We start from the raw sequence: 25,820 nt of genomic DNA on the forward strand, positions 1-25,820 counted from the left end.
GAATGATCGCGACGGCGCATCAAAAACGCCGTGTGGCGCGATGCCTGTCGGGATCGCGCCACACGGCGATGCGGTTGTACCCGGTGCACGGAGCCGGCAAGCGCCGGCGCGTGCGTCAAACGTCGAAGAACACGGTTTCTTCCGGCCCCTGCATGCGGATGTCGAAGCGGTAGACGACCGGGCGGCCCGGCTGCGCATCGCGTTTCGCGACGAGCGTCGCGCGGCGCTCGGCCGGCACCGCGTTGAGCACGGGGTCGACCGCGTTCGCGGCGGCTTCGTCGTCGAAGTACACGCGGGTGAACGCATGGGTGAGGATGCCGCGCATCATCACGGTCACGTTGATGTGCGGCGCCTCGTCGGCGGCGACGCGGCCCGGCTTCACCGTCTCGACGACGAAGCGCTGCTGCGGGTCGGTGCCCGTGCCGACCCGCGCGAAGCCCGTGAAGCCGGATGTCGCGATGTCGTCGCGCGACGCGGGGTAGCGGCCCGCGCCGTCCACCTGCGTGAATTCGAGCACCGCGTCACCGACCACGTTGTTGTCGCCGTCGAACACCTGCCCGACCAGCAGCACATGCTCGCCTTCGGCGTGCGCCGCGGCGATCGTCGGCGTGAACAGGCTTTTCAGGTCGTAGTCGTATTGCTGCGGGCACAGGCCGTACGCGAAGTACGGGCCGACCGTCTGCGAAGGGGTTTGCTTCAGCGTCGTCATGGTTCAGCGCTCCATCGGGGTGGCGTCGCGGCCGCGCAGCACGATGTCGAATTCGTAGCCGAGCGCATAGCCTTCTTCGGTGATGTCCATCGAGAAGCGCGAGATCAGCCGATCGCGCGCGGCTTCCGGCGTGCCCTGGAAGATCGGGTCGTACGCGAGCAGCGGATCGCCGGGGAAATACATCTGCGTGACGAGACGCGAGCCGAAGTAATCGCCGAACAGCGAGAAATGGATGTGATTCGGGCGCCACGCGTTCGGATGGTTGCCCCACGGATACGCGCCGGGCTTGATCGTCAGGAAGCGGTAGCGGCCTTCGTCGTCGGTCAGGCAACGGCCGGCGCCGAGGAAATTCGGGTCGAGCGGCGCGTCGTGCTGGTCGACCTTGTGCACGTAGCGGCCGGCCGCATTGGCCTGCCACACCTCGACGAGCGTGTTGCGCACGGGCTTGCCGCCTTCGTCGAGCACGCGGCCGGTGACGACCATCCGCTCGCCGAGCGGCTCGCCGTTCTTCACGGCGTTCTTCGTCAGATCGTGGTCGAGCGCGCCGAGATCTTCCGCGCCGTAGACGGGCGCGTACTGGTCGCGCAACTTCTCCTTCAGCGGGATCAGCGGGCGGGTCGGGCCGCGTTTCACGGACGAACGGTACTCGGGGTGGACATAGGCCGGATGCGACGGCCAGTCGCGCGGCGTGAGGATCGTGGGGGAATCCATCGGGCGTCTCCTGATAGGTATTTCGCGAAGTGGATGGCCACGACTTTAGCCAATCCGGAAAGTTATGCAAAATGACCTTTTTTCGCGAATCGCATAACCGCTCGTTATGTTCGTCCAGGCAATGAAAATTCCGCCGGACAGGAAGCCTGTCCAGCGGAAAAAACGATCGGGCTTCGCGTCGTCGGTGACGACCCCGTGCACGGCCCTCCAGCCAGCCCGTCGCTGTTTTTTCTTTTGTTCTCGTTGTTATCCGGTCTCCCCGAGCGTGCCCGTCGTCATGGCTGACGGGCGTCGAACACGATCCCGTCGAATTCGAGCGCCAGCGTGCCGCTGCGCAGCAGGGCCGACGGTGTCGCCGCGTGGCCGGCGCCGAGCACCTCGGCCACGTACTGCGCGCAGAAACCGCGCCGCGCGCGCAGGTTGAAGCGACTGCCGAGCAGCGCATCGATTCGCCGTTCGGCCAGCGCGTGGACGTGGCGTTGCGCGTCGGCCGATGCCGCCGCGACGCGGCGCGCCAGGGCGATGCGTCCGCCGTCGGTCCGGGCGACGAAACGCGACAGCGGCGTGAGCGTCGTCCATCCGAATGCCGTCGACTCCGCGATCGCCGGTTCGTCGCCCGACGTATCGACGACGATGCCGAAGCGGTTGGCCCACGCGCCGGCCGCGCCCGTCGCGGCATCCGGTGCACCGGCTCGCTCGCGGATGAACACGAGATCGCCGACGTGGGCGCCGGCGGCCAGCGTGCGTACGGTGGCGAGCGGCATCGTGCGATCGGTGGCGCGTGCATCGCGCGGGGCGGCGTGGTGCGGTTCGCAGGCGGCTGTGTCGATTCGGGCGGTCATTTCGGCTCCGTCGTTGCATGACAGGACGGAGCGGATTATGCAGACAAGTATCCAAAAGTGCTGATGCGGATACGCGAGTAGCCTAATATCCGACCACGAGCATCATTTTTCGATACCAACATGACCGAGACTGCCCAACTCATCGAAACGCTGAAGCGCCAGCTGAAGGCGCAGGGAATGACTTACCGGGACGTCGCGCGTGCGCTCGACGTCTCCGAGACGAGCGTGAAGCGGCTGTTCGCGAGCGGCCGCTTCACGCTGGAGCGCGTCGCGGAGATCGCGCAACTGCTCGGCTATACGCTCGCCGAGCTCGTGCAGGAAGCGTCGGCGTCCGCGCCGCGCCTGCGCGTGCTGACCGAGGCGCAGGAGGCGTTGCTCGTGTCGGACGAGAAACTGCTGCTCGTCGCCGTCTGCGCGATCAACTACTGGACCGTGCAGGACATCGTGTCGGCCTATCGGCTTACGCAGGCCGAGTGCGTGAAATATCTGCTGATGCTCGACCGGATGAACGTGATCGCGCTGTTGCCCGGCGACCGGATTCGCGTGCGCGTCGCGCGCGATTTCGACTGGCTGCCGGGTGGCCCGATTCGCCGCTACTTCCATGCGCACGTGCTCGACGACTTTCTCGGCAGCCGCTTCGACGGCCCGGGCGAGACGATGACGTTCCTGCAGGGGATGCTGACCGACGCGGCCGCCGCTGAGCTCGAACAGGAACTGCGGCGGCTCGCCAGCAAGGCCGCGGCGCTGCATGCCGAGTCGTCGTCCGCGCCGCTCGGGCAGAAGCACGGCACGGCCCTGCTGATCGCGAAACGGATCTGGGAGCCGACCGGATTCCACGCGCTGCGGCGCCACGGGTGACGTCGTCCCGAACGCTTGGGCCTTTCCGGAAAGTTATGCAAAATGGCGATTCATCGTCATTCGCATAACCACCCGTTATGAATAACCGTATCGCCGACGGCCGTGTCAAATTCCGGCACCTGCAGTGTTTTCTCGCGGTCGCGCAGCTGGGCGGCGTGCAGAAGGCGGCCGAAAGCCTGTCGATCACGCAACCGGCCGTGTCGAAGACGATCGCCGAGCTGGAGGCGATCCTCGGCGTGAAGCTGTTCGAGCGCGGCCGGCACGGCGCGCAGCCGACCCGCGAAGCGCAACTGTTCATGCCGCACGCGAATGCGTGCGTGCTGGCGCTGCGTCAGGGCGTCGGGCTGCTGGCGCGCGAGGGCGGGGCCGCCGCCGCGACGCTGGAAATCGGCATGCTGCCGACCGTCGCGGCCTCGCTTGCGCCGGCCTTGATGAAGGCGTTGACCGCGCGCTGGCCGCGTATCGTCGTGCGGATCGCGACGGCCGCGAACGCCGAGTTGCTCGAGCGTCTGAAATCCGGCGCGATCGAATGCGCGATCGGCCGGCTGTCGGAGCCGGAGCGAATGATCGGGCTCGCGTTCGAGCAGTTGTACAACGAGCCGCTCGTCGCGGTCGTGCGCGCCGGGCATCCGCTGCTCGCGAGCGTGGCGCCGGCCGCCGAGCTGGCGCGCTATCCGGTCGTGCTGCCGCCGTTCGGCACGTTGATCCGCCAGTCGGCCGAGCAACTGCTCGGCGCATGCGGCGCGCCGCCGCTGGATTCGTTCATCGAGGTGCTGTCGGTATCGGTTGCGCGCGCGCTGGCGCTCGAGAACGATGCGGTCTGGTTCGTGCCGCTCTATGCCGCCGAATACGATCTGTCGGCCGGTGCGCTGGCGCGCCTGCCGCTGCCGTCGGCGGGCACCGACGAGCCGGTCGGGCTCGTGCTGCGTACCGATGCGCAGCCGTCGCCGGTCGCGCGGACGCTGATCGACGCGGTGCGCGACATCGCTCGGTCGCGGTTCGGCGATGCGCGACCGCATCGGGCACCACGCACGGCGCGCAAGCCTGCTCGCGGCAAGCGTTGATCCATCGGGCCTGGCGATGCGCCGGACCCGATCTCCTTTCTCTTTCTTGCTGCGGGACTGGCCATCCGGTCAGTAGCCGTCATCGGGTGCTTGGCATATCGTACCGTTTTTGATACGATTGGCAACAAGACGATGGCGAGACAGCAGATTCAGGTCACGCTCGGCGTGCGGTTCTTCCGGACGGCCCGCGGCCACGAGCCGGTGCGCGAATGGCTCAACGCGCTCGGGCGAGTGGAGCGAAGGGCGATCGGCGAAGAGATCAAGACCGTTCAACTCGGCTGGCCGCTCGGCATGCCGCTGGTCCGGAAGATGGCGAAGGATCTGTGGGAGATCCGCGTGACGGTGCCGGGGCGAAGCGCACGCGTGCTGTTCACGGTCGTCGGCGACACGATGGTGCTGCTGCACGGCTTCTTCAAGCAGTCGCGGGCCACGCCGTCGGACGATCTCGACGTCACCGTCGCGCGCCTGAAAACGCTGACGCGCGCCATCTGAATTCCCCGGTTACGCTGGAGCACACCGTCTTCGACGGTCGGGCAGCCGGCAACGCCATGCACCTGGAGTACGACATGACGACCACGAACAATCCGTATATCGGCAGCGATTTCGACGCTTTCCTCGAAGCGGACGGCAATCTCGAAGCAGCCACCGCCACCGCGATCAAGCGCGTGATCGCGTGGCAGATCGGGCAGGAAATGAAGGCGCAGCAGATCACGAAAACGGCGATGGCCGCGCGGATGAAAACCAGCCGCGCCGCGCTCAACCGTCTGCTCGACGAAACCGACACGAGCCTCACGCTGGCGACGCTCGCGAGCGCGGCCGCCGCGCTCGGCAAGCGGCTCAGTTTCGAGCTGGTGCCGGCCTGACCGGCGCGAACGAATGACGCGCGGACGGAGCGACGTGATTGTTCACGTGGCGGGGCGGCGAGCGGGCCGGTGCCGGCCCGCGTGCGCATGCTGGGTCATCGACGCGCGCTGGTGACCTGCAGGTAAAGCAACGCGCCGCCCGCGAGCAGCAGCGGGCACAGGAAATACCAGCCGGTCGTCACGAACAGCCCGGCCACCGCAATGAGCGAAATCCATGCGCAGCGGTACGCGATGCCGCCGCGCGGCAGCAGCTTCAGCGCGGCCGCCGCGCCGAGCCCGTACACCATCACGAAACAGCCGGACGTGACGAGCACGAGCGGCTTCGGCCCGACGTCCGACAGCGCCGTGGCGGCCAGCGCGACGGCCGCGAGCGCCGCGATCACGCCGAGGCTGCGGCGCGGCACGCCGCCCACCTGGCTGCCTTGCGCGAGCCACGCAGGCAACGCGCCATCGCGGCCAAGCGCCGCGCCGAGTTTGGCCGCGCCCGCGAAATACGCGTTCATCGTGCCGAGCGTGAGCAGCAGCGCGGCAGCCGCCGCCAACACCTGCGCATGGCCGCCGATGCCGCCCGCGATCAGTTCGGCGAGCGGCGCGCCCGATGCGCCCGCGGAAGGCCCGAGCACCGTCACGCTCGCGGCGGCAACCGACAGATACAGGAACCCGACGACCACGACCGCGATGCCAGCCGAACGCGGCATGTCGTGTGCGGGCCGGCGGAATTCGGCGGCGAGATGCGTGATCGCTTCCCAGCCGGCGAAGCTCCACACGAGCAGCGCGGCGGCCTGGCCGACCGCGAGCCAGCCGTGCGGGGCGAACGGACGCAGGTTCGCGGTGCGCGCATGCGGGGCCGACGCAAGCACCGCGGCGAGCAGCAGCGCGACGAGCAGCACCGACAACACGAGCTGCATGCGGCCCGACACGGTGACGCCGAATGCATTCGCGGCCGACACGGTCGCGATCAGCGCGGCGGCCGTGACAATGATCGTCGTGTGTCCGCCGCCCGTGACGGCTGCGACGTATGCGCCGCCGAACATCGCGGCAGCCGGCGCGCCGGCCGGCACCGCGAAGTAGAAGCACCAGCCGACGATGGCCGCAGCCTTCGGGCCGAATGCGCGCCGCGCGTAGGTGGACACACCGCCCGCATCGGGATAGCGGGCGCCGAGTGCGGCGAAGGTGGCCGCGAGCGGCCCGGACAGCACGACGAGCGCCGCCCACGCGAGCAGCGACGCCGGCCCCGCGACTTCGGCGGCGAGCGCGGGCAACGCGATCACGCCGGTGCCGAGCACCGCGCCGATATAAAGCGCGGCGCCCTGGAAAATGGTCAGCGAACCCGCGTGGTGAGCAGCGGGCGAATCGGCATGCGAAGGCATGAGCGGCAGTCTCCGGAAAACTTGTTCTGTATGGACGACGCGCGCAAGCCTGCGCGGTCGATCGTTCGATGCTACCCGAACGATGACGACCGCGCGGCCCCGCGTTCAGTAGTCTGGTGCCGCGTGGCTGTCAGCCGATGTCAGCAGGAACGCGCGAGCCGCAGCCGTGCGTCCTCGCGCGCGGCGGGCGACAGGTCGGCTGCGTAGTGGAACGTACTCGATACCAGCGACGCGACGGGCACGCCGTCGCGAAACAGCACGCGATTGCCGGCCAGCGCCGGCACCTTGTCGCCGGGCAGCAGCGTGCCGGCGAGATTCAGCGGGTCGGCGCCCGTCACGCACACGTATTGTCCATCGCCCGGTTGCCGTCGCAGTTCACGCAGGATCGGAATGGCCTCGGGCAGCGCGAACTGCTCGCCCGCGAGCCCGGCGACGAAGCGGCCGCCGCGAATCTCGCCGCGTGCTTCGAGGCGCTGCAGCACGCGCACGAGTTCGCGCCAGCTCGGCAGCCAGTCGGCTTCGCGTTCGAGCAACCGCCAGAACACGACGCCGTAGCGGCGCAGCAGCGTCCACACGATATGTTCGAGCGCGTCGGAATCGGTCGTGGCGAGGCCGCGTTTCGGCGCGGGCGCGTCGTCGTCCGACGGTGCCTGACGCTGCACGAGCGCCCAGCGGCCGGCATCGTCCATCCCGCCGATCAGCGCGCCGCCGCGTCGCGTGCGGGGCGCATAGGTCGCGCTGCGCTTGACGGCCGGCTTCAGCAGCGCGCGCAGGCCCGCGTAGCTGTCCGCATTCACGAGGCCGGCCGACACGAGTTCGCCGAGCGCCTGTTCGAGCTCGACGGGCAGCATGTGTAGCTCGTCGAGCAGGGCATCGAAGAACATCGCGCCGTGCGCGGCGAGCGCGTCGCGCACTTGCGTGGCGCGTGCGGACAGCGCCGGTTGCGCATCGGGGTCGCGCAGCGCGTGCCACGCGGAAAGATGGCGGCGCGGCAGCAGCACGATCGGCGTCGTCTTCACGGGTGTGCCGGCCGCGCGGGCCGGTGCGCCGATGCGGGTCCACACCAGCTTGCCCGAGCGGCACAGCTCGTCGAGGCCACCCGCCGTGTAGTCGGTGAGCCGCGCGGGCAGCAGCGCGTCTTCCCATGCGCTTGCCGCCGCCTCGTAGCCTTCGAGCTGTTCGACCACGGCGGCCAGCGCGTCGCGGCCGGTGCCGCGCGTGTCGGGTGTCAGGTGCTGCCAGTGGAACAGGAAGCGCATGAAATCGGCGCGTTCGACCGGCTCGATCTCGCGGCGCAGCCGCTTCACCGTATAGCGATGAATGCGTGCGAGCAGGTGGCGTTCGCACCATTCGTCCGTGGCCGCGCCGGGCGTGAAGCGACCGCGCATCACGTAGCCTTCGCGCTCCAGCGCCGCGAGCGCCGTCGCGATCGACGCGGGCGGCAGGCCGAGCGGCGCGGCGACCGCATCGAGCGTGAGCGGCCCGAAGCCGGTGAGCCGCGCGCGGATCACGTCGACGAGTGCGGCATCGGCTTCCCACGGCTGCGCGCATGCCGCCGGCACCTTGAGCGCGGGTGTCATGCGGGCGTCGGGATGCAGCGCGCGCAGGCAGACGAGCCGCTCGACCGGCACCCACAGCGCGGCGCCGGCCGACGTCGCGAGTTTCGTCGCGCGACGGCGTTCCGCGAGTTCCGCGAGTCGCTCGGGCCAGCCTGCGTGCGCATGCGTCTCGCTGTCGGCGACGCAGGCGAGGGTGAGCAGCGCATCGTGCATTTCGTCGGCGTCGCGCACGAGCGGCCACGCTTCGTCGCGCACCGCGTCGATCGCGTCGACGTCGAGCGCGCCGAGATCGTCGGCCGATTCGGGATCGCTCCAGCGGCGCGACTGCACGGCCTGCGTGCGGCGCTCCTCGAGCGGCGCGTCGTCGAGGAACGCGTAGGGTTTCGCGTTGAGGATCTCGGCCGCGAGCGGCGACGGCGCGGGCAAGTCGCGCGCGATGAGCTCGATCGCGCCGCTTTCGATCCGGCGCAGCAGCGCGAGCCAGCCGTCGGTGTCCATCGCGTCGTGCAGGCAATCGTCGAGCGTCTGGTCGACGAGCGGATGATGCGGAATCTCGCGTTCGCCGACGATGTTCTCGAGGCACGCGACCTGATCGGGGAACACCGTCGCGAGCAGATCGTCGCTTTTCATCCGCTGAAGTTGCGGCGCGGTGCGCCGGCCGCCGGTGAAACGAGGCAGCGCGAGCGCGGTGGTCGCGTTCCAGCGCCAGCGCACGCCGAACATCGGCGCGTCGAGCAGCGCCTGGATCAGCACGTGCTCGGCGCTGGCCGAACGCAGGTAGCGCCACACTTCGTCGAGCGCGAAGCTGTGCGCGAGCGACAGCGACAGGATGATCGCGTCGTCGGTCGCGGCGGCCTGCAGTTCGAAGTTGAAGTTGCGACAGAAGCGCTTGCGCAGCGCGAGCCCCCATGCGCGGTTGATCCGGCTGCCGAACGGCGAATGGATCACGAGCTGCGTGCCGCCCGATTCGTCGAAGAAACGCTCCATCACGAGCGTGTCCTGCGTCGGCAACGCGCCGAGCGCGGCGCGGGTGCGAGCGAGGTAGTCGGCGATCTGGCGCGCGGCGTCGGGCGACAGGTGGAGATCGTCGACGAGCCAGCGCAACGCGGGCGCGAGGCGGCTGTCGGCGGGGGCGAGCGCGGTGCCCGTTGCGGCTGGCGCGTCGGCTTCCGTTGCCGCATTGCTCACCGCGTTGCCGCCGGCACGCTTGCGCCCGCCGCTGTCGACCTGCCGGTCGCCTTCCGCGAACAGCGCGTCGAGCCGCGCGCGCAGCCGGCCGACCGCCGCCGACAGCTCGTCGCTGCGCCCGAGCCCCTCGCCGAGCCAGAACGGAATGCTCGGCGATTGCCCCTGCGCATCCTCGACCCGCACGCGGCCCGTTTCGACACGAATGATCCGGTACGACTGGTTGCCGAGCTGGAACACGTCGCCGGCTAGACTCTCGATCGCGAAATCCTCGTTGACGGTGCCGACCTGGATACCCTGCGGTTCGAGCAGCACCGCGTAGTCGGCCATGTCGGGGATCGTGCCGCCGGACGTGGTGGCGGTCATCATCGCGTTGCGGCGGCCGCGCACCGTGCCGCCGACCACGTCGCGGTGCAGGTACGCGCCGCGCACGCCGCGACGGCTCGTGAATCCCTCGGCGAGCATCTTCATCACTTCGTCGAAGCGCTCGCGCGTCAGCCGGGCGTACGGCGCGGCGCGCGTGAAGCTTGCATACAGCGCGTCTTCCTGCCATTCCGTGCACGCGACTTCGGCGACGATCTGCTGCGCGAGCACGTCGAGCGGCGCTTCGGGAATCCGCAGCGCATCGAGTTCGCCGCGCTGCACGCAATCGAGCAGCGCCGCGCATTCGACCAGCTCGTCGCGCGACAGCGGAAACAGTCGCCCCTTCGGCACGCCGCCGACGTGGTGCCCCGAGCGGCCGACGCGCTGCAGGAACGGCGCGATGCCGCGCGGCGAGCCGACCTGGCAGACGAGATCGACGTCGCCGATGTCGATGCCGAGTTCGAGCGACGCGGTCGCGACGAGCAGCTTCAGTTCGCCGCGCTTCAGGCGCTGCTCGGCGTCGAAGCGGTGCTCCTTCGCCAGGCTGCCGTGATGCGCGGCGATCGCGTCCTTGCCGAGCCGGTCGGCGAGATGGCGCGCCATGCGCTCGGCGGTGCGGCGCGTGTTGACGAACACCAGCGTCGTGCGATGCGCGGCCGCGAGCCCGGCGATGCGGTCGTACACCTGTTCCCACACATCGGTCGCCATCACCGGTTCGAGCGGCACGTTCGGCAGCTCCAGCGCGAGGTCGCGCTCGCGCGTGTGGCCGGTGTCGACGATCGCGCAGTCGCGCGGCGCGTCGGCCGGCCCGCCGACCAGGAAGCGCGCGACCGCGTCGATCGGCTTTTGCGTGGCGGACAGCCCGATGCGCGGCAGCGCGCGCCCGGTCAATGCGTCGAGGCGTTCGAGCGACAGCGCGAGATGGCTGCCGCGCTTGGACGACGCCAGCGCATGGATTTCGTCGACGATGACCGAGCGCACGTTCGACAGCATCTGGCGACCCGACGTGGACGACAGCAGCACGTACAGCGATTCGGGAGTCGTGACGAGGATGTGCGGCGCGCGCTTGCGCAGCGCGGCGCGTTCGGCCTGCGTCGTGTCGCCGGTGCGCACCGCGGTGCGGATCGCCGGCACCGGCAGGCCGAGTTGCGCGAGCGATTCGGCGATGCCGGCGAGCGGCGCGTCGAGGTTCACGTGGATGTCGTTCGACAGCGCCTTCAGCGGCGACACGTAGACGACCAGCGTCGCGTCGGGCAGCGTGCCGTCGTGCGCGAGCGCATCGCGCACCAGATCGTCGAGCGCGCACAGGAACGCGGTGAGCGTCTTGCCGGAGCCGGTCGGCGCGGCGACGAGCGTGGAGCGGCCGGCCTTGATGTGCGGCCACGCGAGCGCCTGCGCGCCGGTCGGCGCGGCAAACGTGCGCGTGAACCACGCGGCGACGGCCGGGTGGAACACGTCGAGCGCACGGGCGGCAGGGCGGGTAGCTGTGACGTCCATCGGAGCGTTGAAATAGGGTGCGAGCGGGATGCGAGCGCGCGGACGCATCGCACGCGAATCGAATCGTCAGTGTGCCAGACGTCGCGGGTGCGTGCCGGGCATGCGTGCCGACGATTCACGCTCAGGTGGGGGCTCGCTGCGCGCTTTCAATGGACCGAAAGTTGCGTGCGCGTCGGCACGCCGATCGCGCACGGAATTGCGTCGAATTGCAACTAGACGCGATGCAGCCAGCCGAGCCACTGTTCGATCAGCGGCGCGCGCGACCACAGCGATTGCGCGAGCCACAGCGTGCCGCCCCAGGCGGCGGCCACGACGATCAGGTCGCAATGCCCGCTGTTCCACAGGTTCAGCGAGTGGCGCCGCCAGATCCACGGTACGCCGAGCGGATTCGGCCAGTCGGCGAGCAGGTGCATCACGCCGCCGCAGGCGAAGCCGAACAGCGGCGCGGCCCACAGCGGATGCGGATGATGAGTGAGCCCGTGCCACCCGAGCGCGAGCAGCGCGACCCAGCCGACGCCCCAGTGCGTGATGGTGCGATGCGTGATCCACAGGCGGCGCTTGCGGCTCCACCATGCGACTTCGAGCCAGTCGGGCGCGGTGCCGCCCGCGACGCCCGCCGCGAACGCGGCGAGCATGCCCGAGTGCCACGGGCCGGTGGCGCCGGTTTGCGCGACGAGGACGGCGGCGGCGACGCCGGCGGCGAAGCCGGATGCGTGATGCGCGTTGTGTGATGCCATACGGAGCGAGACGAAGAAACGTGAAGCGGCGCGTGCACGAAACGATGATGCGGCGCGCTAGCGGGGCGCTATCTTCGCAGATCGGGCCATGCCGCGGGCGAGACGTTCGCAGATTTTTTTGCACGGGCGGCGAGGCGCGTCGCGCGGTTCGCAACTTTCGGTTTTTGTGCGGTGCGCGAAGGCGCGCGCCGCGGGCGATGCCGAGCGAGCCGCGTGCGTGTCGCGGTGCCGCAACGTGACCGGGCGCACACAATCGCCACGCTTTCGTCGCCCGTCGCGTGTTCGACCCTTTTTGTCCCCCTATACTACGAAGCCGGCAGATGGTCGTCGGCGCGCCAGCGGCCATCCACGGATCAGGTGCTCGTCGTGCCTGAAGGAGATCCACATGGGGGACATGCAATGACTACGCTGAATCGCTTCAAATCATCCGCTGCCGTGCTGGCGACGGTGGCCGGCATCGGCTTCCTGCCGAACGCGCCCGCTTACGCGAAGGGGCCGCAGCCCGCGGTCCTGACGAGTTCCGCGGTGGCGGTGGCCGACAAGTACAGCGCGGATGCCGCGGAGCGGATCTTCAAGGAGGGCGGCAATGCGATCGACGCGGCCGTCGCGATCGCGTTCACGCTCGCCGTCACGTACCCGGAAGCCGGCAACATCGGCGGCGGCGGCTTCATGACGATCTACAAGGACGGCAAGCCGTACTTCATCGATTACCGCGAGCGCGCGCCGCTCGCCGCGACGAAGGACATGTACCTCGACAAGGACGGCAACGTCGTCAAGGGCATGAGCCTGTACGGCCCGCGCGCGGTTGGCGTGCCGGGCACGGTGGCGGGCATGTGGGAAGCGCAGAAGCGCTTCGGCAAGCTGAAGTGGAAGCAGGTGCTCGCGCCGGCGATCCACTATGCGCGCGACGGCTTCGTCGTCGACGAGCAACTGGCGCAGCGCGGCGTCGACGCATCGAAGGAGTTCGGCGGCAAGACCAACTTCGACAAGTACTTTTCCGGGCTGAAGGCCGGCGCGAACTTCAAGCAGCCCGATCTCGCCGACGTGCTGACGCGCATCGCGGACGGCGGCGCCGAAGGTTTCTACAAGGGCAAGACGGCCGAACTGATCGCCGCATCGATGAAGACGGGCGACGGCAACGGGCTGATCACGACCGAGGATCTCGCGCAGTACCGCGCGGTGTGGCGCCAGCCGGTGCAGGCGAAGTGGAACGGCTATGACGTGATCACCGCGCCGCCGCCGAGCTCGGGCGGCATCGGTCTCGTGCAGTTGCTGAAGATGAAGGCCGACCTGAAGCAGGACTTCGAGGGCGTGAAGCTCAACTCGCCGCAGTACATCCACCTCGTCGCGGAAATCGAGAAGCGCGTGTTCGCCGATCGCGCGCAGTATCTCGGCGACCCCGACTTCTACAAGGTGCCGATCGCGCAGCTGACCGACGACGCGTACATCGCGAAGCGCGCGGCCGAGGTCAACCCGAAGGAGCCGTCGGACACGAAGAGCGTGCAGCCGGGCCTCGGCACGACGATGCCGGAGAAGGCCGAAACGACGCACTTCTCGGTGGTCGACAAGTGGGGCAACGCGGTGTCGAACACGTACACGATCAACGGCTATTTCGGCTCGGGCGTGATCGCCGACGGCACGGGCATCGTGCTGAACGACGAGATGGACGACTTCTCCGCGAAGCCGGGCGTCGCGAACATGTTCGGCGTGGTCGGCAGCGACGCGAACGCGATCGAACCGAAGAAGCGCCCGCTGTCGTCGATGTCGCCGACGATCATGACGAAGGACGGCAAGGTGTCGCTGGTGATCGGCACGCCGGGCGGCTCGCGCATCTTCACGTCGATCTTCCAGGTGATCAACAACATCTACGACTTCAAGATGCCGTTGAAGGAAGCGGTCGGCGCGATGCGGTTCCATCACCAGCTGCTGCCGCCGAACACGATCTTCTGGGAGCCGTACCATCCGATCGAAGGCGAACTCGCGAAGCAGATCGAGGCACGCGGCTATACGCTGAAGGGGCAGGATTTCAGCGGCGACATCCAGGTCATCAAGATCGACGGCAAGACGCCGGAGGCGATGGCCGATCCGCGCGGACGGGGCGTGACGCGGATCATTCGTTGACTCGTGTACGATCCGTTGCAGTGATCGTGCCGACTGGAGCAGAAGCCGCCGGAATATCAGGCGGCTTTTTTATTGCCTGAATTATTGGCAGGGTGTGTATGTTTGAAATTCAATCGTGTAGGAGCATTTGCCGAATGCATCACCGCTTCAGCAACGCATGCGCCTGCACGATCTGCTCGGCGAGCTGATTGATCGAGATGCGCCGCTCCATCGCCTGCGTGCGGATCTGTTGATACGCCTCTTCCTCGCTGATCGCGTTGTGCTGCATCAGCAGCGCCTTCGCTTCCTGCAGCGTGCGCACGGACATCGCGCGCTGTTCGAGTTGCGCGATACGGCGCCGGTATTCGTCGCGCCGGCGGCTTTGATGACACGCGAGCGCCATCGCGCTCAACAGGCCGAACGAGCGCACCGGCGTCGTGACCGCGCTCTGCGCATCGATGCGCAGCATCAGTTCGAGGATGGTCGGGCTCTCGTAGGTCGTGACGGCGATGAGCGGCGGCCGCGCGTCGTCCTCGAGCCACGGGATCGACAGGTGCAGCAGGTCGGGCCGTACCGCGAGAATCACGAGATCGACGCTTTCCGGCAGCGTCGCGGGCGGCGGCCAGCGCTGCTCGCTCGGGCAGCCGATGCGCGACAGTTGCTCGACGAGCAGCAGGCCGTTGTCGTCGTCCGGGTAGTACACCATCACGCGCAGCGAACGCAGTTCGGCGAGCAGGCGGGGCGTCGAGCGGATCGGGGTGCGGGCGCGCATCGTCGGTTACGCCTTCAGTTCGTCGGGCGCGTGCACGCGATCGCCGAGCGAGTGCGTGACGAGGTACGGGTCGGGATGCACGCGGCGCGTCGCTTCGCGCACGATCGTGAAATTGCCGTCGGCCGTCGCGCAGCCGATGCGCGGGTACAGGCACGTGTGCTGCGTGAGCCGGTCGATCTTCACGCGGCCCTGCGGCGCATCGAATTCCGCATCCGCGAGATGCTCGACGAGCCGGTCGCGCTGGTCGGTGCCGGCGCGTGCGAGCGCATTGGCGAACAGATGGACCTGAAAATACGCGGCTTCCCACGGCGCGGACGCGCTCGCGTCGTCGCCGAAGCGCGCCTTGAGTTGCGCGATGCAGCGCCGGTTCACGTCGGAATCGATGGTCTGGAAATAGGGTGACGACGTGTAGTGGCCGGCCGCGGCCGCGCCCATCTGGCCGAGCTCGATTTCGGACGTCGTCAGGCTCGCGATCGGCATCTTGCGTGCGTCGAGGCCGGCTTGCGCATACGCGCGGTAGAACGCGGCCGTGCTGTCGCCGACCAGCGTGCTGAACACGAAGTCGGGCGCCTTCGCGCGAATGTCCTCGACCACCGCCGCGAAATCCTGCTCGGACGCGACGAGCGGCATGTACACCTCGCCGAGGATCTGACCTTCCGGATGCTGCGTGACGAGGTCGATCATGATGCGGTTCGACTCGTACGGATAGATGTAGTCGGAGCCGACCAGGTACACGCGCGCGCCGAACTGCGCGGTCATGAACGCGGCGAGCTGCACGCTGTTCTGGTTCGGCGCGGCGCCGGTGTAGATCACGTTCGGCGAGAACTCGAAGCCTTCGTAGAGCGTCGGGTAGAACAGCAGCTTGTCCCACTTCTCGACGATCGGAATCAGCGCCTTGCGGCTGCTCGACATGTAGCCGCCGAACAGCACGTTCACGCGTTCGGTGGCGATCAGCTCGTCGGCGAGCCGTGCGTAGACGGCCGGGTCCGAGCACGCATCGCGCACGACGGGCACGATCTCGCAGCCGTTCGCGCCGCCCGCTTCGTTGATCTCGGCGATCGCCTGCAGCGTGCCGCGCAACTGGCTCTGGCCGAGGTGCGACGTGCATCCGCTCTGCGAGAACAATACGCCAACCTTCACACTGTTCATTCGGTCTGTCCTGTCTGTTCCGGGGAGGGCCGTCATGCGCTCAACCGCCCGGCCGCGTGCGCGACGACGGCGGGCAGGGCGTCGCCGGTCGCCGCATGCACGCAGCCGGGGCCGACGCCGAGTATTGTAGACAACCCCGGCGGCGCGCCGAACGACAAACCCGCGATCGCGACGCCGCGCTGCCGGGCCTGGCGCACCGCGTGGCGCGCATCCTCGACGAGATAGCGCGGGTCGAACACGTCGATGTCGGCGGCTTCGCCGTCGCCGATCATCAGCACGGCGGCGCGCGCGCTTGCCGCTTCGCGACGCAGCAGCGCAAGCGCATGACGCAGTGCCGCGCCGGTGCGCGTGCTCATCCCGGCGTCGGCCGCGAGCAGCGCCGCGCGACGGCCGGTGTCGAACGCGTCGCCGAAATCCTTGAAGCGCGCGTAGTACACGCGATGCCGGCCGTCGGACGTGTAGCCGTGCACGGCCCAGCGCCGTCGCTGCCGGTCGAACAGGTCGCCGAGCACGAACGCGGCGCGTTTTTCGAGCGCGGCGACCTGTGCGGCCGTCGATGCGGACAGGTCGAGCAGGATCAGCACGGGCCCGCGCGCGTCGTGGGGCACGCGGCGACGGAACACGCGCGGATCGGGCGCTTGCCTGGCGCGGCGCGCGATGCGGGCGGCAATCGCCGCGTCGACGTCGAGCGCGTCGCCATCGAGCTGGCGGCCGACGCGCCGCATCGGTTCCGACGCACGCGGCGACGGTAGCCGCTTCGCCGTGCGCCGGTCGGCCTCGATCAGCGCGGCCAGCGAGCGCGGCGGAGCCGACGTGACGGGCGCGCGCTCGACGATGGTCGTCCAGTCGCGGCGCTCGCGTCGCGTATGGCAATTCCATTCGGGATAGCGCGGCGCATCGGGTGCCGATCGAGGCTCGTCGTCGGGTTCGTCGCTTTGGCCGCCGGTCGCCGCCGACATCTCGATGCCTGCGTGGCCCGCCTGTTCGGCCGCGGTGGCGGGTTGCGCCCAGAGCCACGCGTTGTCGTCGCGATACGGCAGCCACGCGCCGTCGTCGGGCTCGAAGCGCACGCGCATCTGGCCGAGATCGTTCGCGAGCCGCGACGCGATCGTGCGGAATGCGCGGTAGTCGTCGAGCCGGTCGCGCCGTTCCGCGAACCACTGCGCGCCCTTGTCGACCCACGGGTTGCCGTCGCGATACGACGGATCGAACAGCGCCTTCGCGAGCCGGGCGCACAGGCGGCCGAACGTGAGCCCTTCGCGGTCGATCGGTGCGAAAGCCGGCGCCCAGAACGTCGCCAGCCCCGGCCACGTGCGGACGAGCAGCGCCTCCACACGCGCATCCTCGATCAACCCGGTGACCGCGATGCCGATCGGCGTCAGTGTGTCGGCCGGTTCGCCCGACGGCGAATGCAGCCAGTGCGCGAGCGCGTGCGCGGCCGCCGCGATGCGCGCGGCGGGCGGCAGCGTACCCGGCACGCGCAGCGCCGCATGGCCGAGCGTCGCACGCAGCGCCGCAGCGTCGAGCCGCACGTCGGTCTCGTGCGCGGTCATCCCGTGCAGGAAGCGGGCGAGGTGCAGCGCGCTCATGTCGCGAAGTGCGCGGCGGCCATCGTCTGCAGCGCGGCCCGCGTGTCGGCGTCGTCGGTCGCCGCGTCGCTGATCGCGATCCGGCACGCGTCGAGCGGCACGAGCCCCGCGACGATCAGCCGGGCCGCGTGCACGAGCAGGCGTGTCGAGGCGCCTTCGTCGAGCCCGTCGCCGGCCAGCGCACGCGTGCGCTGCGCGAGATCGACGAGCCGGCGCGCGGTGTCGCGATCGACGCCGCTTTCGCGCACGACGACCTCGGCCTCGTGCGCGGCGTCCGGATAGCCGAAGTCGATCGCGACGAAGCGTTGCCGCGTCGACGGCTTCAGCCGCCGGTGCTCGCCGTGATAGCCGGGGTTGTACGAGATCACCAGATGGAAATCCGGATGCGCATGCACGACTTCGCCGAGCCGGTCGAGCGGCAGCACGCGCCGCGAGTCGGTCAGCGGGTGGATCACGACCGTCGCGTCGGGGCGCGCCTCGACGATCTCGTCGAGATAGCAGATCGCGCCATGCCGCGCGGCGAGCGTGAGCGGCCCGTCGGCCCAGTAGGTGCCGTCGGCGTCGAGCAGGTGCCGGCCCGTCAGGTCGGCCGCGGACGTATCGTCGTTGCACGCGACCTGGATCAGCGGCAGGCCCATGCGCCACGCCATGTACTCGACGAAACGCGTCTTGCCGCAACCGGTCGGCCCTTTCAGCAGGACCGGCAGGCGCTGGCGGCAGGCCGTCTCGAACCAGTCGGCTTCGGCGCCGGCCGGCTGGTAGAACGGCGCGTCGACGATGCGGTGTCCGGCGAGCGGATCGGCGGCCAGCGGCGTATCGCGTGCGCTCATCACCACCTCCCCGTCATCATCAGCATGCCGGGCAACCAGCAGGTGCCGACACCGATCGCGATCGTGTAGCCGGGCAGGAAGCGTACGCGCCGCTTCAGCCCGAGCGCGACGAAGAACAGGAACCACAGGCTCGACCACAGCAGCCACATCGCACCGAAGCGCACGTCGTGCGACGTGCCCGCATAGACGAGCGCGCTGATCGCGACGAACAGGCAGTACCAGCCGAGCCCCGCGCCTTGCAGCCCGCGCCACTGGACGGCCGCCAGATACAGGTACGTGAACGCGAACAGCAGGCCGCCCGCGCTCGAGAAATACTGCGGGGGCGCCGATGCCTGCACGAGGCCGGCGAGGTTGATCAGCAGCGCGAGCAAGCCGACGAGCAGGTTCAGGCCGGCCGCGTCGCGCGGTTCGATGCGGCCGGTCAGCGCGACGCCGTTGACGACCAGCACCGCGCCGATGAAGAAGAGAGCGACACCGAGCATGATGAAGGCTCCAGAGTGGGGCGGAGCCGTTCGCGCAGGCGACGCGAACGGCCGGGCAATGCGCGGGCTCAGCGGTGCGCGGGCGCTTCGGACGGAATGCCTTCGATCGGGCATTCGGGCGTGCCGGGTGTCGCGCGCGTCAGGCGCTCGACGGCCTGGCGCGTGCCGTCCGGATCGTTCACCCAGTTCGCGTAGAACTCGAACGGGCATTGCGCGACGCCGTTCGGCGATTCGCCGGAGCCGATCTTGCCGGTGTAGCCGCGGTGCAGCAGCTTGTACAGGTGGTTCTGCGACTGCATGTTGCGGCGCGCGTCGCGGATCAGGCTCACCGACAGTTCCGCATACTGCACGCCGTTTTCTTCCTCGCCGCATTCGCCGAGCGTGCGGCCGTCGAAGCCGACGATCGCCGAGTGCCCGAAATACGAATACACGCCGTCGAACCCGGATGCGTTCGCGACCGCGACATAGCAGTTGTTCATGAACGCCATCGCCTTCGACACGAGCACCTGCTGATCCTTTGCCGGGTACATGTAACCCTGGCAGCGCACGACCAGCTCGGCGCCGCGCATCGCGCAATCGCGCCAGATCTCCGGATAGTTGCCGTCGTCGCAGATGATCAGGCTGATCTTGAGCCCCTTCGGCCCGTCGGCGACGTACGTGCAGTTGCCCGGATACCAGCCTTCGACGGGCACCCACGGCATGATCTTGCGGTACTTCTGCACGATCTCGCCCCGGTTGTCGATCAGCACGAGCGTGTTGTACGGCGCCTTGTTCGGGTGCTCCTCGTGGCGTTCGCCGGTCAGCGAGAACACGCCCCACACGTTGGCCTTGCGGCACGCGGCCGCGAAGATGTCGGTTTCCTCGCCGGGGATCGTCGATGCCGTGTCGTACATCTCCTTCGCGTCGTACATGATCCCGTGGGTCGAATACTCGGGAAACACGATGAGATCCATGCCGGGCAGGCCGCGCTTGATGCCGACCACGCGCTCCGCGATTTCGCGGGCGTTCGCGATCACCTCGGCGCGGGTGTGCAGGCGCGGCATCTTGTACTGGACGACGGCGACGCCGACGGCGTCGTTGCTGCTGGAAATATCGCCATGACGCATGGTGTGCTCCTGGTTCGGGTGAAGACGTGCGTTTTCGAAAGGCAAAAAAAAGCCCTTGCCTCGACGAGCGAGGCAAGGGCTTCTTTGCCGGTCCGTTCATCCGACAACGCTGTCGGATAACGGGAATGCGGATGAGTGGCCGGATGCGCGGCCGGCGAAGCGCGGGCTATCGGGCTCGCGCTGCGCACGATCGTGGGACGTCTTTGTCCGCCGGATCGATGGGATGCACTCTATGCAAAGTTTTTTTCGGACGCAACATCGCGTATACCCCTGCACGTCGTGAAGGCGGGGCGAGCGGCTCGACGTGCGGCCGGGACCGCGCATTGCGTGGCGCGCTCGTGCGGGGTCGGACGCAAGTTTGCCGGGAGCGGCGCACGACAATCGCGATGCAACGGTGTCGCCGAAGCAATCGGCCGGTGCATCGGCGCACCGCTATAAAGTTGTGTACGCAACGTTATGAGATCCCGCGATATACGCCGAGACGCGTTCAGCTCCGATCGTTCGCCGCGTTGCTTTCGAGGAAAGTGTCCACCGCGATCAGCGATTGTTCGTCGAGCGTGCCGAGCACGCTTTTCAGCTTCAACTGCAACTTCAGCGCATCGAGATAGCTGTCGAACAGCTTCTGCCGGATGCCCGAGATGTCGCGCCGCAAGTTCAGCGTTTCGTACGTCGTGCTGTAGCCGACCTGGTGCGCCTTCATCGACGAATCGTACGCGAGCCGCGCGGCCTGCAGCGACTGCTGCAGCGCGCGAATGCGCTTGCCGACCGATTCGAGCGCGGACAACGCCTCGCGATGATCGGTGCCCAGTTGCTCCTCGACCTCGCGCAGCCGGTTGCGGTACTGCTCGGTCACGTGCTCGGCCTCGACCTGCCGGTAGTACACGCTGCCGCCGGAGAAGATCGGGATCGTCACCTGCACGCCGACCGCGCTTTGGTGGAAGTCCGAGCGATCGGTGAGCCCGCGCAGGTTCGGGTTGAGTCCGCGCGAATACGACGCGAACAGGTCGACGGTCGGCAAGTGTTCGGCGCTGACGCGCTTCGCGGCAAGGCGCGCGACCTGAACGTCGCGATAGGCCTGCCGGTACGCGGGGTTGTCCTGCGGCGCGTAGTCGCCGGACGGAATGCGCGGCGACGACCCGCGCATCGCGAGTCGCGGCCAGCGCGCGAAATCGATCGTCGAGCCGAGCAAGGTCTCGTAACGCGCGCGTCGCGCGTCGACATCGGTCTGCGCGAGCGCCTCGTCGGATTGCGCGAGGCTGCGGCGCGCCTCGATCTCGGCGGTGTCGCCGATCGTCTTCATCCCGAGCTGCGCCATGCGCCGCGTGTCGCTTTCGAGCCGCGTGAGCGCGCTGACTTCGTCGTCGGCCGATTGCAGTTTCTCGCGCGCGCTCAGCAGATCGAAGCACGCATTCGCGACCCGCAGGATCAGGTCCTGCTTCGCGACTTCCAGTTTCTGCTTCGCCGCTTCCTCGTACTCGGTGGCGCGCCGCATGTCGTACAGGTAGGGCACGTTGAACAGCGCTTGCGTCACCTGCGCGGAACCGTATGCCGCGTTGCTCGATCCGCTGACGTCGATGCCGAACAGGTTCGCGTGCGTGCCGTAGCGCCCCCATTCGAGCTGCGCGGCAGCCTGCGGCAGCATCTGCGCGCGCGCCTCGGGGAACTTCTGGCGGGCCGCGTCGTATTCGCTGCGGGCCTGCAGGTAGCGCGGATCGTGCACGGACGCGTACTGATAGGCGGTATCGAGGCAGAACGCACGAGCGTGTGCCGGCACGCCGACTATCGTTACAGCGAACAATGTCATGGTTGCAAGTCGGGGATTCCACCTAGTCGAAAATCTTGATAGGGAAATACCCGCATCCGGTGTCGCCGACCCGCGATTCGTGCGCCTCGTTTCAAACATGGCCGTCTCCGTCTCCTGTCCGTGCCGCAATGCATTGCGGCGGGATTTAAACGTTTTGAAATTGAAATTCAAACAGCGTGAATGCCTGCTACTCGCCGCGCATCGGAAAATACGGCTGTAAGAGTGTGTCCTCCATTGAATTCCGACGCGCCCGCATGATAGCCTGATTTCGGCTGGTAATCGCAGTGATTATTAGATTAACAAGTCGCTCGGGATTAAAAGCCGTTGGTCTTTCAATGAAGGTTCTTTGCATCATCTTTATTTTTTACGAGGAGAGAATGATGAAGGTCATGACGACGGAACAGGTCAGGAATGTGCATGGCGGCGGTGCGATCAGCTCGCTGGGTAGCCTCGCCGTTGACGCCGCGCCGGTGGTGACCGCGCTCGGCCAATTCCTGCCGAGCCTCGGCAATTACCTGCAGAACCCGAAGACGTTCAATAACACCGGCAAGTAACCGCCGTGCGCGGGGAGGCGCCCCCCGCGTCAGATGCTGCGAAACAGAAGGAAAAGAATCGATCGCCGCAGTGGATATAAAGTGACTTCGAAATGCATTATTTCGAAATCGGGCGATTGTCAGGAGGCGGGAGTGCCGGATTATCGCCGTAATAAAGTGAACGGCCATTGAGCTTGCAATTGGCCGACGGCTGTTGGCATTCCGACAATATAAAGGCCACAACAAATGCGAGACATCACGGAAGAACAGGCCCGCCAGATTCGGGGCGGCGCGTCGCTTTACTCCAACTCGGCCGCCTATACGGTCGATCTCGTCAATCAGTCGATCGGGACCACGCTGCAAGGCCTGATGACCCAGTACCAGGCCCACGCCGTCGAACAGTTCCGGATGTCGCTCGGCTCGTCGCGCTGAGCGGCCCGCCGAGCGGCCGGTAACGCCGATCTTCCGTCGCGGCCGGTAGCGCCGGCTGCGCCTCATGCGTATCGCGCACGACCCGCCACGGGCCCGCACCGGCTGGCCCGGGCGGCGCGTCGTCGCGCCCCGGGTGCCCGACCATGCTCTTCAATACGCGTAAAGTCCGTCCGGTCCTGCAGGACGAAGTGACGGAGTGCGGCCTGGCCTGCCTCGCGATGATCGCGTCGTGGCACGGGCGCGAAACGACGTTGCGCACGCTGCGCAACCGCTATCCGGTGCGGATCGACTCCGGCCTGTCGTTCTTCGACCTGATGGAGATCGCCAACGATCTCGGCCTGCGCGCCCGCGGGCTGCAGTTCGACGCGGGCGAGCTCGACGCGCTGAAGACGCCGTGCATCCTGCACTGGGGGATGAACCACTATGTCGTGCTGACGAAGGTCGGCTACGGCAGCGTGCATATCGTCGACCCCGCGCTCGGCGAGACGAAGCTGCCGCTCGCGCAGGCGCTCACGCACATCACCGGCTATGCGCTCGAACTGAATCCGGACATCGGGTTCACGCGGGCCGGGCAGGCCGACCGGATCCGGCTGCGCGACTACCTCGAAGGGCTGACCGGCATCCGCAAGAGCCTCGCGATCGGCATCGCGGGCGGCGTCGCCGCGCAGCTCCTGCTGCTGCTCGGCCCGTCCTACGTGCAACTGACGATCGACGAGGCGCTGAAGAAGACCGACGTCGACATCCTGTACCTGCTGACGATCCTGTTCGCGATCGTGTTCCTGTTCGACACGCTCTACGCGAACCTGGTCGGCAACATCAAGAGCTATCTGCGCAACATCGTGTCGCAGCAATTGTCGGCGAACCTGGTCGGCCATCTCGCGCGGCTGCCGATCGGCTATTTCCTGTTTCACAACACCGGCGATTCGATCTCGCGCGTGTCGTCGGTGTCGGAGGTCGGGCGGTTTCTCGTCGACGGGCTGGTCGGCGGGCTGCTGAACATCGTCACCTGCACGCTGACGCTCGTGCTGATGCTGTACTACAGCCCCGTGCTGGCCGGCATCAGCCTCGCCGGGATGGTGCTGTTCGCATTGAGCCGGCTCGCGATCCAGCCGCAGCTGCAGGACGCGATGTCGCAGATCCTCACCCGCGGCGCCGAGGCCGACGCGCTGCTGATCGAGAACATCCGGTCCGCGCATTCGATCAAGCTGCTGTCGGCCGAAACCGCGCGCAGCAGCCTGTGGGTCAATGCGTTCACGCAGAAGCTGCAGGCGATGCGCCAGCAGGAGCGGTTGCAATTGCTGTTCGATGCGATCTCGAAGGGGATCGTGCACGTCGAGCAACTGGTGATCGTCACGTACGGCGCGTGGCTCGTGATGCACGGCCAGAGCACGATCGGCGTGATCTACGCGTTCATCCAGTACAAGAACCTGTTCGCGGACAAGTTCATCGATTCGATCCAGCTCTACGTGCGGCGCAAGGTGCTGCAGGTGCACATGGATCGCGTCGCGGACGTGCTGCAGACCGAGACCGAGGAGCCGGCGCCGGACGCGGTCGTGCGGCCGGTCGACGGGTTCGACGGCGCGCTGTCGATCCGCGCGCTGTCGTACACGCCGAAGGGCGGCCAGCGCCCGATCCTGAGCGATGTGACGCTCGACGTGCCGGCCGGCAGCAAGATCGCGATCGTCGGGCGCACCGGCAGTGGCAAGACGACGCTGCTGAACCTGATCTGCGGGCTCGTGCGACCCGAGCCCGGCACGCTGTTCGTCGGCGGCGTCGATCTCGCGGAAGTGAACCTGCGGCAATACCGCAAGCATCTCGCGGCCGTCACGCAGTCCGACCAGCTGTTTCGCGGGACGATCCGCGACAACATCACGAATTTCGCGCCCGCGCCGCGGATCGGCGCGATGTTCGACGCGGCGAAGCTCGCATGCATCCACGACGAGATCGAGCGGCTCGACCATCGCTACGACACGCCGCTCGGCGATACGCAGAAATTCCTGTCGGCCGGCCAGATGCAGCGGCTGCTGATCGCGCGGGCGCTGTATTGCGAGCCGCGCCTGCTGATCCTCGACGAGTTTTCGTCGAATCTCGACCAGACGACCACGCACGAAATCTGCCGCAACGTGCTGACGCTGCCGTGCACGATCGTGCTCGTCACGCACGATGCGTCGATCCTGTCGATGGTCGACCGGATCTACCGGATGCACGACGGCGTGCTGACCGACGCGACCGACGCGTGGCGTGCGAACGAGGAGGCGCGGTGATGCTCGGGAGACTGTTCCTGCTCAATCCGTTCTCTTATGCGTTCCTGGTGCGCCGCGCGGTGCGCGCGGTCGCGCTGCGCACGTCGCCCGCGCGCGGGCTGCGGCTGATGCGCTGGTGCTCGGGCGCGTGCCTGCGCTGCTTTCCGTGCATTCGCGAGTCGATCGAGCTCGCGGTCGCTTACATGCTGGGCGCGCACCTGAACGACGATCCGCGGCGCGTGCGGGAAGTGTCGGCCGCGATCGTGCGCGAGCTGTTCGAGGCCGAGTTCGCGGGGCTCAAGCTGCGCACGCACAGCCTCGCATCGATGAAGACGATGATCGACGGCATGGCGTGCGAGGGCGACGACCAGTTGCGCGCCGCACTCGCACGCGGCGGCCCGCTGATGCTCGCGGGGCTGCACTTCGGCAACCTGATGCTGTTCGTCACGAAGCTGCGCTTCATGATTCCCGACGATCGCAAGCTGATGGTGATCCTGCACCGCGATGCGCCGGGCGCGTTCTTCGACGATGCGCTGCGGCTCGTCGCCGAGTACGGCGCCGGCGAAGTCGAATTCATCGACATCGAGGAGCGTGTACACCTGCGGCGGCTGATCACGAGCCTGCGACGCGAGGCGCCGGTGTTCCTGCTGTTCTCCGACCTGCACGGCAAATTCGGCAAGACCAATCGCTGCCGGCTCGGCGGGCGTTGGGTGCGGATGGCCGGCGGCGGCGTGAAGCTCGCGGTCGAGCAGGGCATTCCGCTGCTGGTCGCGTATGCGACCGGCGTGCCGTTCCGCGATCGCTGCGCGGTGCATTTCACCGCGCTCGCGGCCAGCCCGCTCGCGCCGATGCTCGGCACCGACGACGACGCGTCACCGGTGCGCGCGACGCACCAGCGCATCGTCGACCGTCTCGAGCAGGCGCTCGTGCGCCAGCCCGAGCAGTGGCATTTCTGGGAACACTTCACGCCTTACCTGATGCCGGCGCCGCTGCTCGATGCGGCCGCGCGGCGTCGCTCCTGA

General features: G+C 68.0%; 22 protein-coding genes. 9 read left to right on the forward strand and 13 right to left on the reverse strand.

Features of this window, described 5'->3' with window-relative positions:
• Positions 1–115: 115 nt before the first annotated feature.
• From pcaG to MMB92_RS00585, 3 genes are all read right to left on the reverse strand, one after another.
• Complete coding sequence (gene pcaG / locus MMB92_RS00575) at positions 116–709, reverse strand: protocatechuate 3,4-dioxygenase subunit alpha (RefSeq protein ID WP_059723260.1); 594 nt, start codon at positions 707–709, stop codon at positions 116–118.
• 3 nt (positions 710–712) lie between these two features.
• Positions 713–1,420: a protocatechuate 3,4-dioxygenase subunit beta gene (gene pcaH / locus MMB92_RS00580; RefSeq protein ID WP_006489685.1), complete on the reverse strand. Its 708-nt coding sequence runs from the start codon at positions 1,418–1,420 to the stop codon at positions 713–715.
• 275 nt (positions 1,421–1,695) lie between these two features.
• On the reverse strand, positions 1,696–2,262 hold the full coding sequence (locus MMB92_RS00585) for a YiiX/YebB-like N1pC/P60 family cysteine hydrolase (RefSeq protein ID WP_062885493.1): 567 nt from the start codon (positions 2,260–2,262) through the stop codon (positions 1,696–1,698).
• 120 nt (positions 2,263–2,382) lie between these two features.
• Between MMB92_RS00585 and MMB92_RS00590 the strand changes: the two genes are divergently transcribed.
• The 4 genes from MMB92_RS00590 to MMB92_RS00605 all read left to right on the forward strand — a co-directional run bounded on the left by MMB92_RS00590 (position 2,383) and on the right by MMB92_RS00605 (position 5,047).
• Complete coding sequence (locus MMB92_RS00590; protein ID WP_006481688.1) at positions 2,383–3,120, forward strand: helix-turn-helix transcriptional regulator; 738 nt, start codon at positions 2,383–2,385, stop codon at positions 3,118–3,120.
• A 77-nt stretch (positions 3,121–3,197) separates the two neighbouring features.
• On the forward strand, positions 3,198–4,184 hold the full coding sequence (gene pcaQ, locus MMB92_RS00595; RefSeq protein ID WP_006495024.1) for a pca operon transcription factor PcaQ: 987 nt from the start codon (positions 3,198–3,200) through the stop codon (positions 4,182–4,184).
• Positions 4,185–4,316: 132 nt separating this feature from the next.
• A complete protein-coding gene (locus MMB92_RS00600; RefSeq protein WP_012493279.1) occupies positions 4,317–4,676 on the forward strand; it encodes a type II toxin-antitoxin system RelE/ParE family toxin in 360 nt (119 codons plus the stop codon).
• Between the two features lie 74 nt (positions 4,677–4,750).
• Positions 4,751–5,047 (forward strand): XRE family transcriptional regulator, encoded by a 297-nt coding sequence (locus MMB92_RS00605; RefSeq protein ID WP_012493280.1) that lies wholly within the window; start codon positions 4,751–4,753, stop codon positions 5,045–5,047.
• A gap of 95 nt (positions 5,048–5,142) precedes the next feature.
• Here MMB92_RS00605 and MMB92_RS00610 read toward each other — a convergent pair whose 3' ends face one another.
• From MMB92_RS00610 to MMB92_RS00620, 3 genes are all read right to left on the reverse strand, one after another.
• Entirely contained in the window at positions 5,143–6,417 is a 1,275-nt protein-coding gene (locus MMB92_RS00610) for an amino acid permease (protein ID WP_212111040.1), read from the reverse strand.
• A gap of 140 nt (positions 6,418–6,557) precedes the next feature.
• Entirely contained in the window at positions 6,558–11,021 is a 4,464-nt protein-coding gene (locus MMB92_RS00615) for a DEAD/DEAH box helicase (RefSeq protein ID WP_212111041.1), read from the reverse strand.
• A gap of 212 nt (positions 11,022–11,233) precedes the next feature.
• Positions 11,234–11,758 carry a metal-dependent hydrolase gene (locus MMB92_RS00620; protein WP_034202445.1) on the reverse strand — a complete coding sequence of 175 codons (525 nt, stop codon included), beginning with the start codon at positions 11,756–11,758 and terminating at the stop codon, positions 11,234–11,236.
• A 399-nt stretch (positions 11,759–12,157) separates the two neighbouring features.
• Between MMB92_RS00620 and ggt the strand changes: the two genes are divergently transcribed.
• Positions 12,158–13,879, forward strand: coding sequence for a gamma-glutamyltransferase (gene ggt, locus MMB92_RS00625; RefSeq protein ID WP_011547886.1), 1,722 nt, complete (start codon positions 12,158–12,160; stop codon positions 13,877–13,879).
• A 139-nt stretch (positions 13,880–14,018) separates the two neighbouring features.
• On the opposite strand, the gene MMB92_RS00630 is transcribed toward ggt, so the two are convergent.
• From MMB92_RS00630 to MMB92_RS00660, 7 genes are all read right to left on the reverse strand, one after another.
• Positions 14,019–14,630, reverse strand: coding sequence for an ANTAR domain-containing protein (locus MMB92_RS00630; protein WP_080330936.1), 612 nt, complete (start codon positions 14,628–14,630; stop codon positions 14,019–14,021).
• 6 nt (positions 14,631–14,636) lie between these two features.
• Complete coding sequence (locus MMB92_RS00635) at positions 14,637–15,779, reverse strand: transporter substrate-binding domain-containing protein (protein ID WP_006495016.1); 1,143 nt, start codon at positions 15,777–15,779, stop codon at positions 14,637–14,639.
• A 32-nt stretch (positions 15,780–15,811) separates the two neighbouring features.
• A complete protein-coding gene (locus tag MMB92_RS00640; RefSeq protein ID WP_212111042.1) occupies positions 15,812–17,368 on the reverse strand; it encodes a nitric oxide reductase activation protein in 1,557 nt (518 codons plus the stop codon).
• Positions 17,365–18,198 (reverse strand): CbbQ/NirQ/NorQ/GpvN family protein, encoded by an 834-nt coding sequence (locus MMB92_RS00645; RefSeq protein ID WP_080330977.1) that lies wholly within the window; start codon positions 18,196–18,198, stop codon positions 17,365–17,367. Before MMB92_RS00645 ends, MMB92_RS00640 begins: the two co-directional genes overlap by 4 nt.
• The gene (locus tag MMB92_RS00650; RefSeq protein WP_112750634.1) at positions 18,198–18,680 is read right to left on the reverse strand and encodes an AmiS/UreI family transporter; all 483 of its coding nucleotides are present in this window, start codon (positions 18,678–18,680) and stop codon (positions 18,198–18,200) included. The genes MMB92_RS00645 and MMB92_RS00650 overlap by 1 nt, the downstream gene beginning before the upstream one ends.
• 68 nt (positions 18,681–18,748) lie before the next feature.
• Positions 18,749–19,786: an aliphatic amidase gene (locus tag MMB92_RS00655; RefSeq protein ID WP_006481691.1), complete on the reverse strand. Its 1,038-nt coding sequence runs from the start codon at positions 19,784–19,786 to the stop codon at positions 18,749–18,751.
• A gap of 487 nt (positions 19,787–20,273) precedes the next feature.
• Positions 20,274–21,689: a TolC family protein gene (locus MMB92_RS00660; RefSeq protein ID WP_205670785.1), complete on the reverse strand. Its 1,416-nt coding sequence runs from the start codon at positions 21,687–21,689 to the stop codon at positions 20,274–20,276.
• A gap of 281 nt (positions 21,690–21,970) precedes the next feature.
• On the opposite strand from MMB92_RS00660, the gene MMB92_RS00665 reads away from it, so the two are divergent.
• The 4 genes from MMB92_RS00665 to MMB92_RS00680 all read left to right on the forward strand — a co-directional run bounded on the left by MMB92_RS00665 (position 21,971) and on the right by MMB92_RS00680 (position 25,820).
• On the forward strand, positions 21,971–22,144 hold the full coding sequence (locus MMB92_RS00665; protein ID WP_006495012.1) for a hypothetical protein: 174 nt from the start codon (positions 21,971–21,973) through the stop codon (positions 22,142–22,144).
• A 225-nt stretch (positions 22,145–22,369) separates the two neighbouring features.
• Positions 22,370–22,555, forward strand: a complete 186-nt coding sequence (locus tag MMB92_RS00670) for a hypothetical protein (protein WP_006479215.1) — start codon at positions 22,370–22,372, stop codon at positions 22,553–22,555.
• A 143-nt stretch (positions 22,556–22,698) separates the two neighbouring features.
• Positions 22,699–24,819, forward strand: coding sequence for a peptidase domain-containing ABC transporter (locus tag MMB92_RS00675; protein ID WP_212111044.1), 2,121 nt, complete (start codon positions 22,699–22,701; stop codon positions 24,817–24,819).
• Entirely contained in the window at positions 24,816–25,820 is a 1,005-nt protein-coding gene (locus MMB92_RS00680; protein WP_181365754.1) for a hypothetical protein, read from the forward strand. The genes MMB92_RS00675 and MMB92_RS00680 overlap by 4 nt, the downstream gene beginning before the upstream one ends.

This window comes from Burkholderia sp. IO2 (assembly GCF_029522185.1).
In the GTDB taxonomy this organism is placed as follows: Bacteria; Pseudomonadota; Gammaproteobacteria; order Burkholderiales; family Burkholderiaceae; genus Burkholderia; species Burkholderia cenocepacia.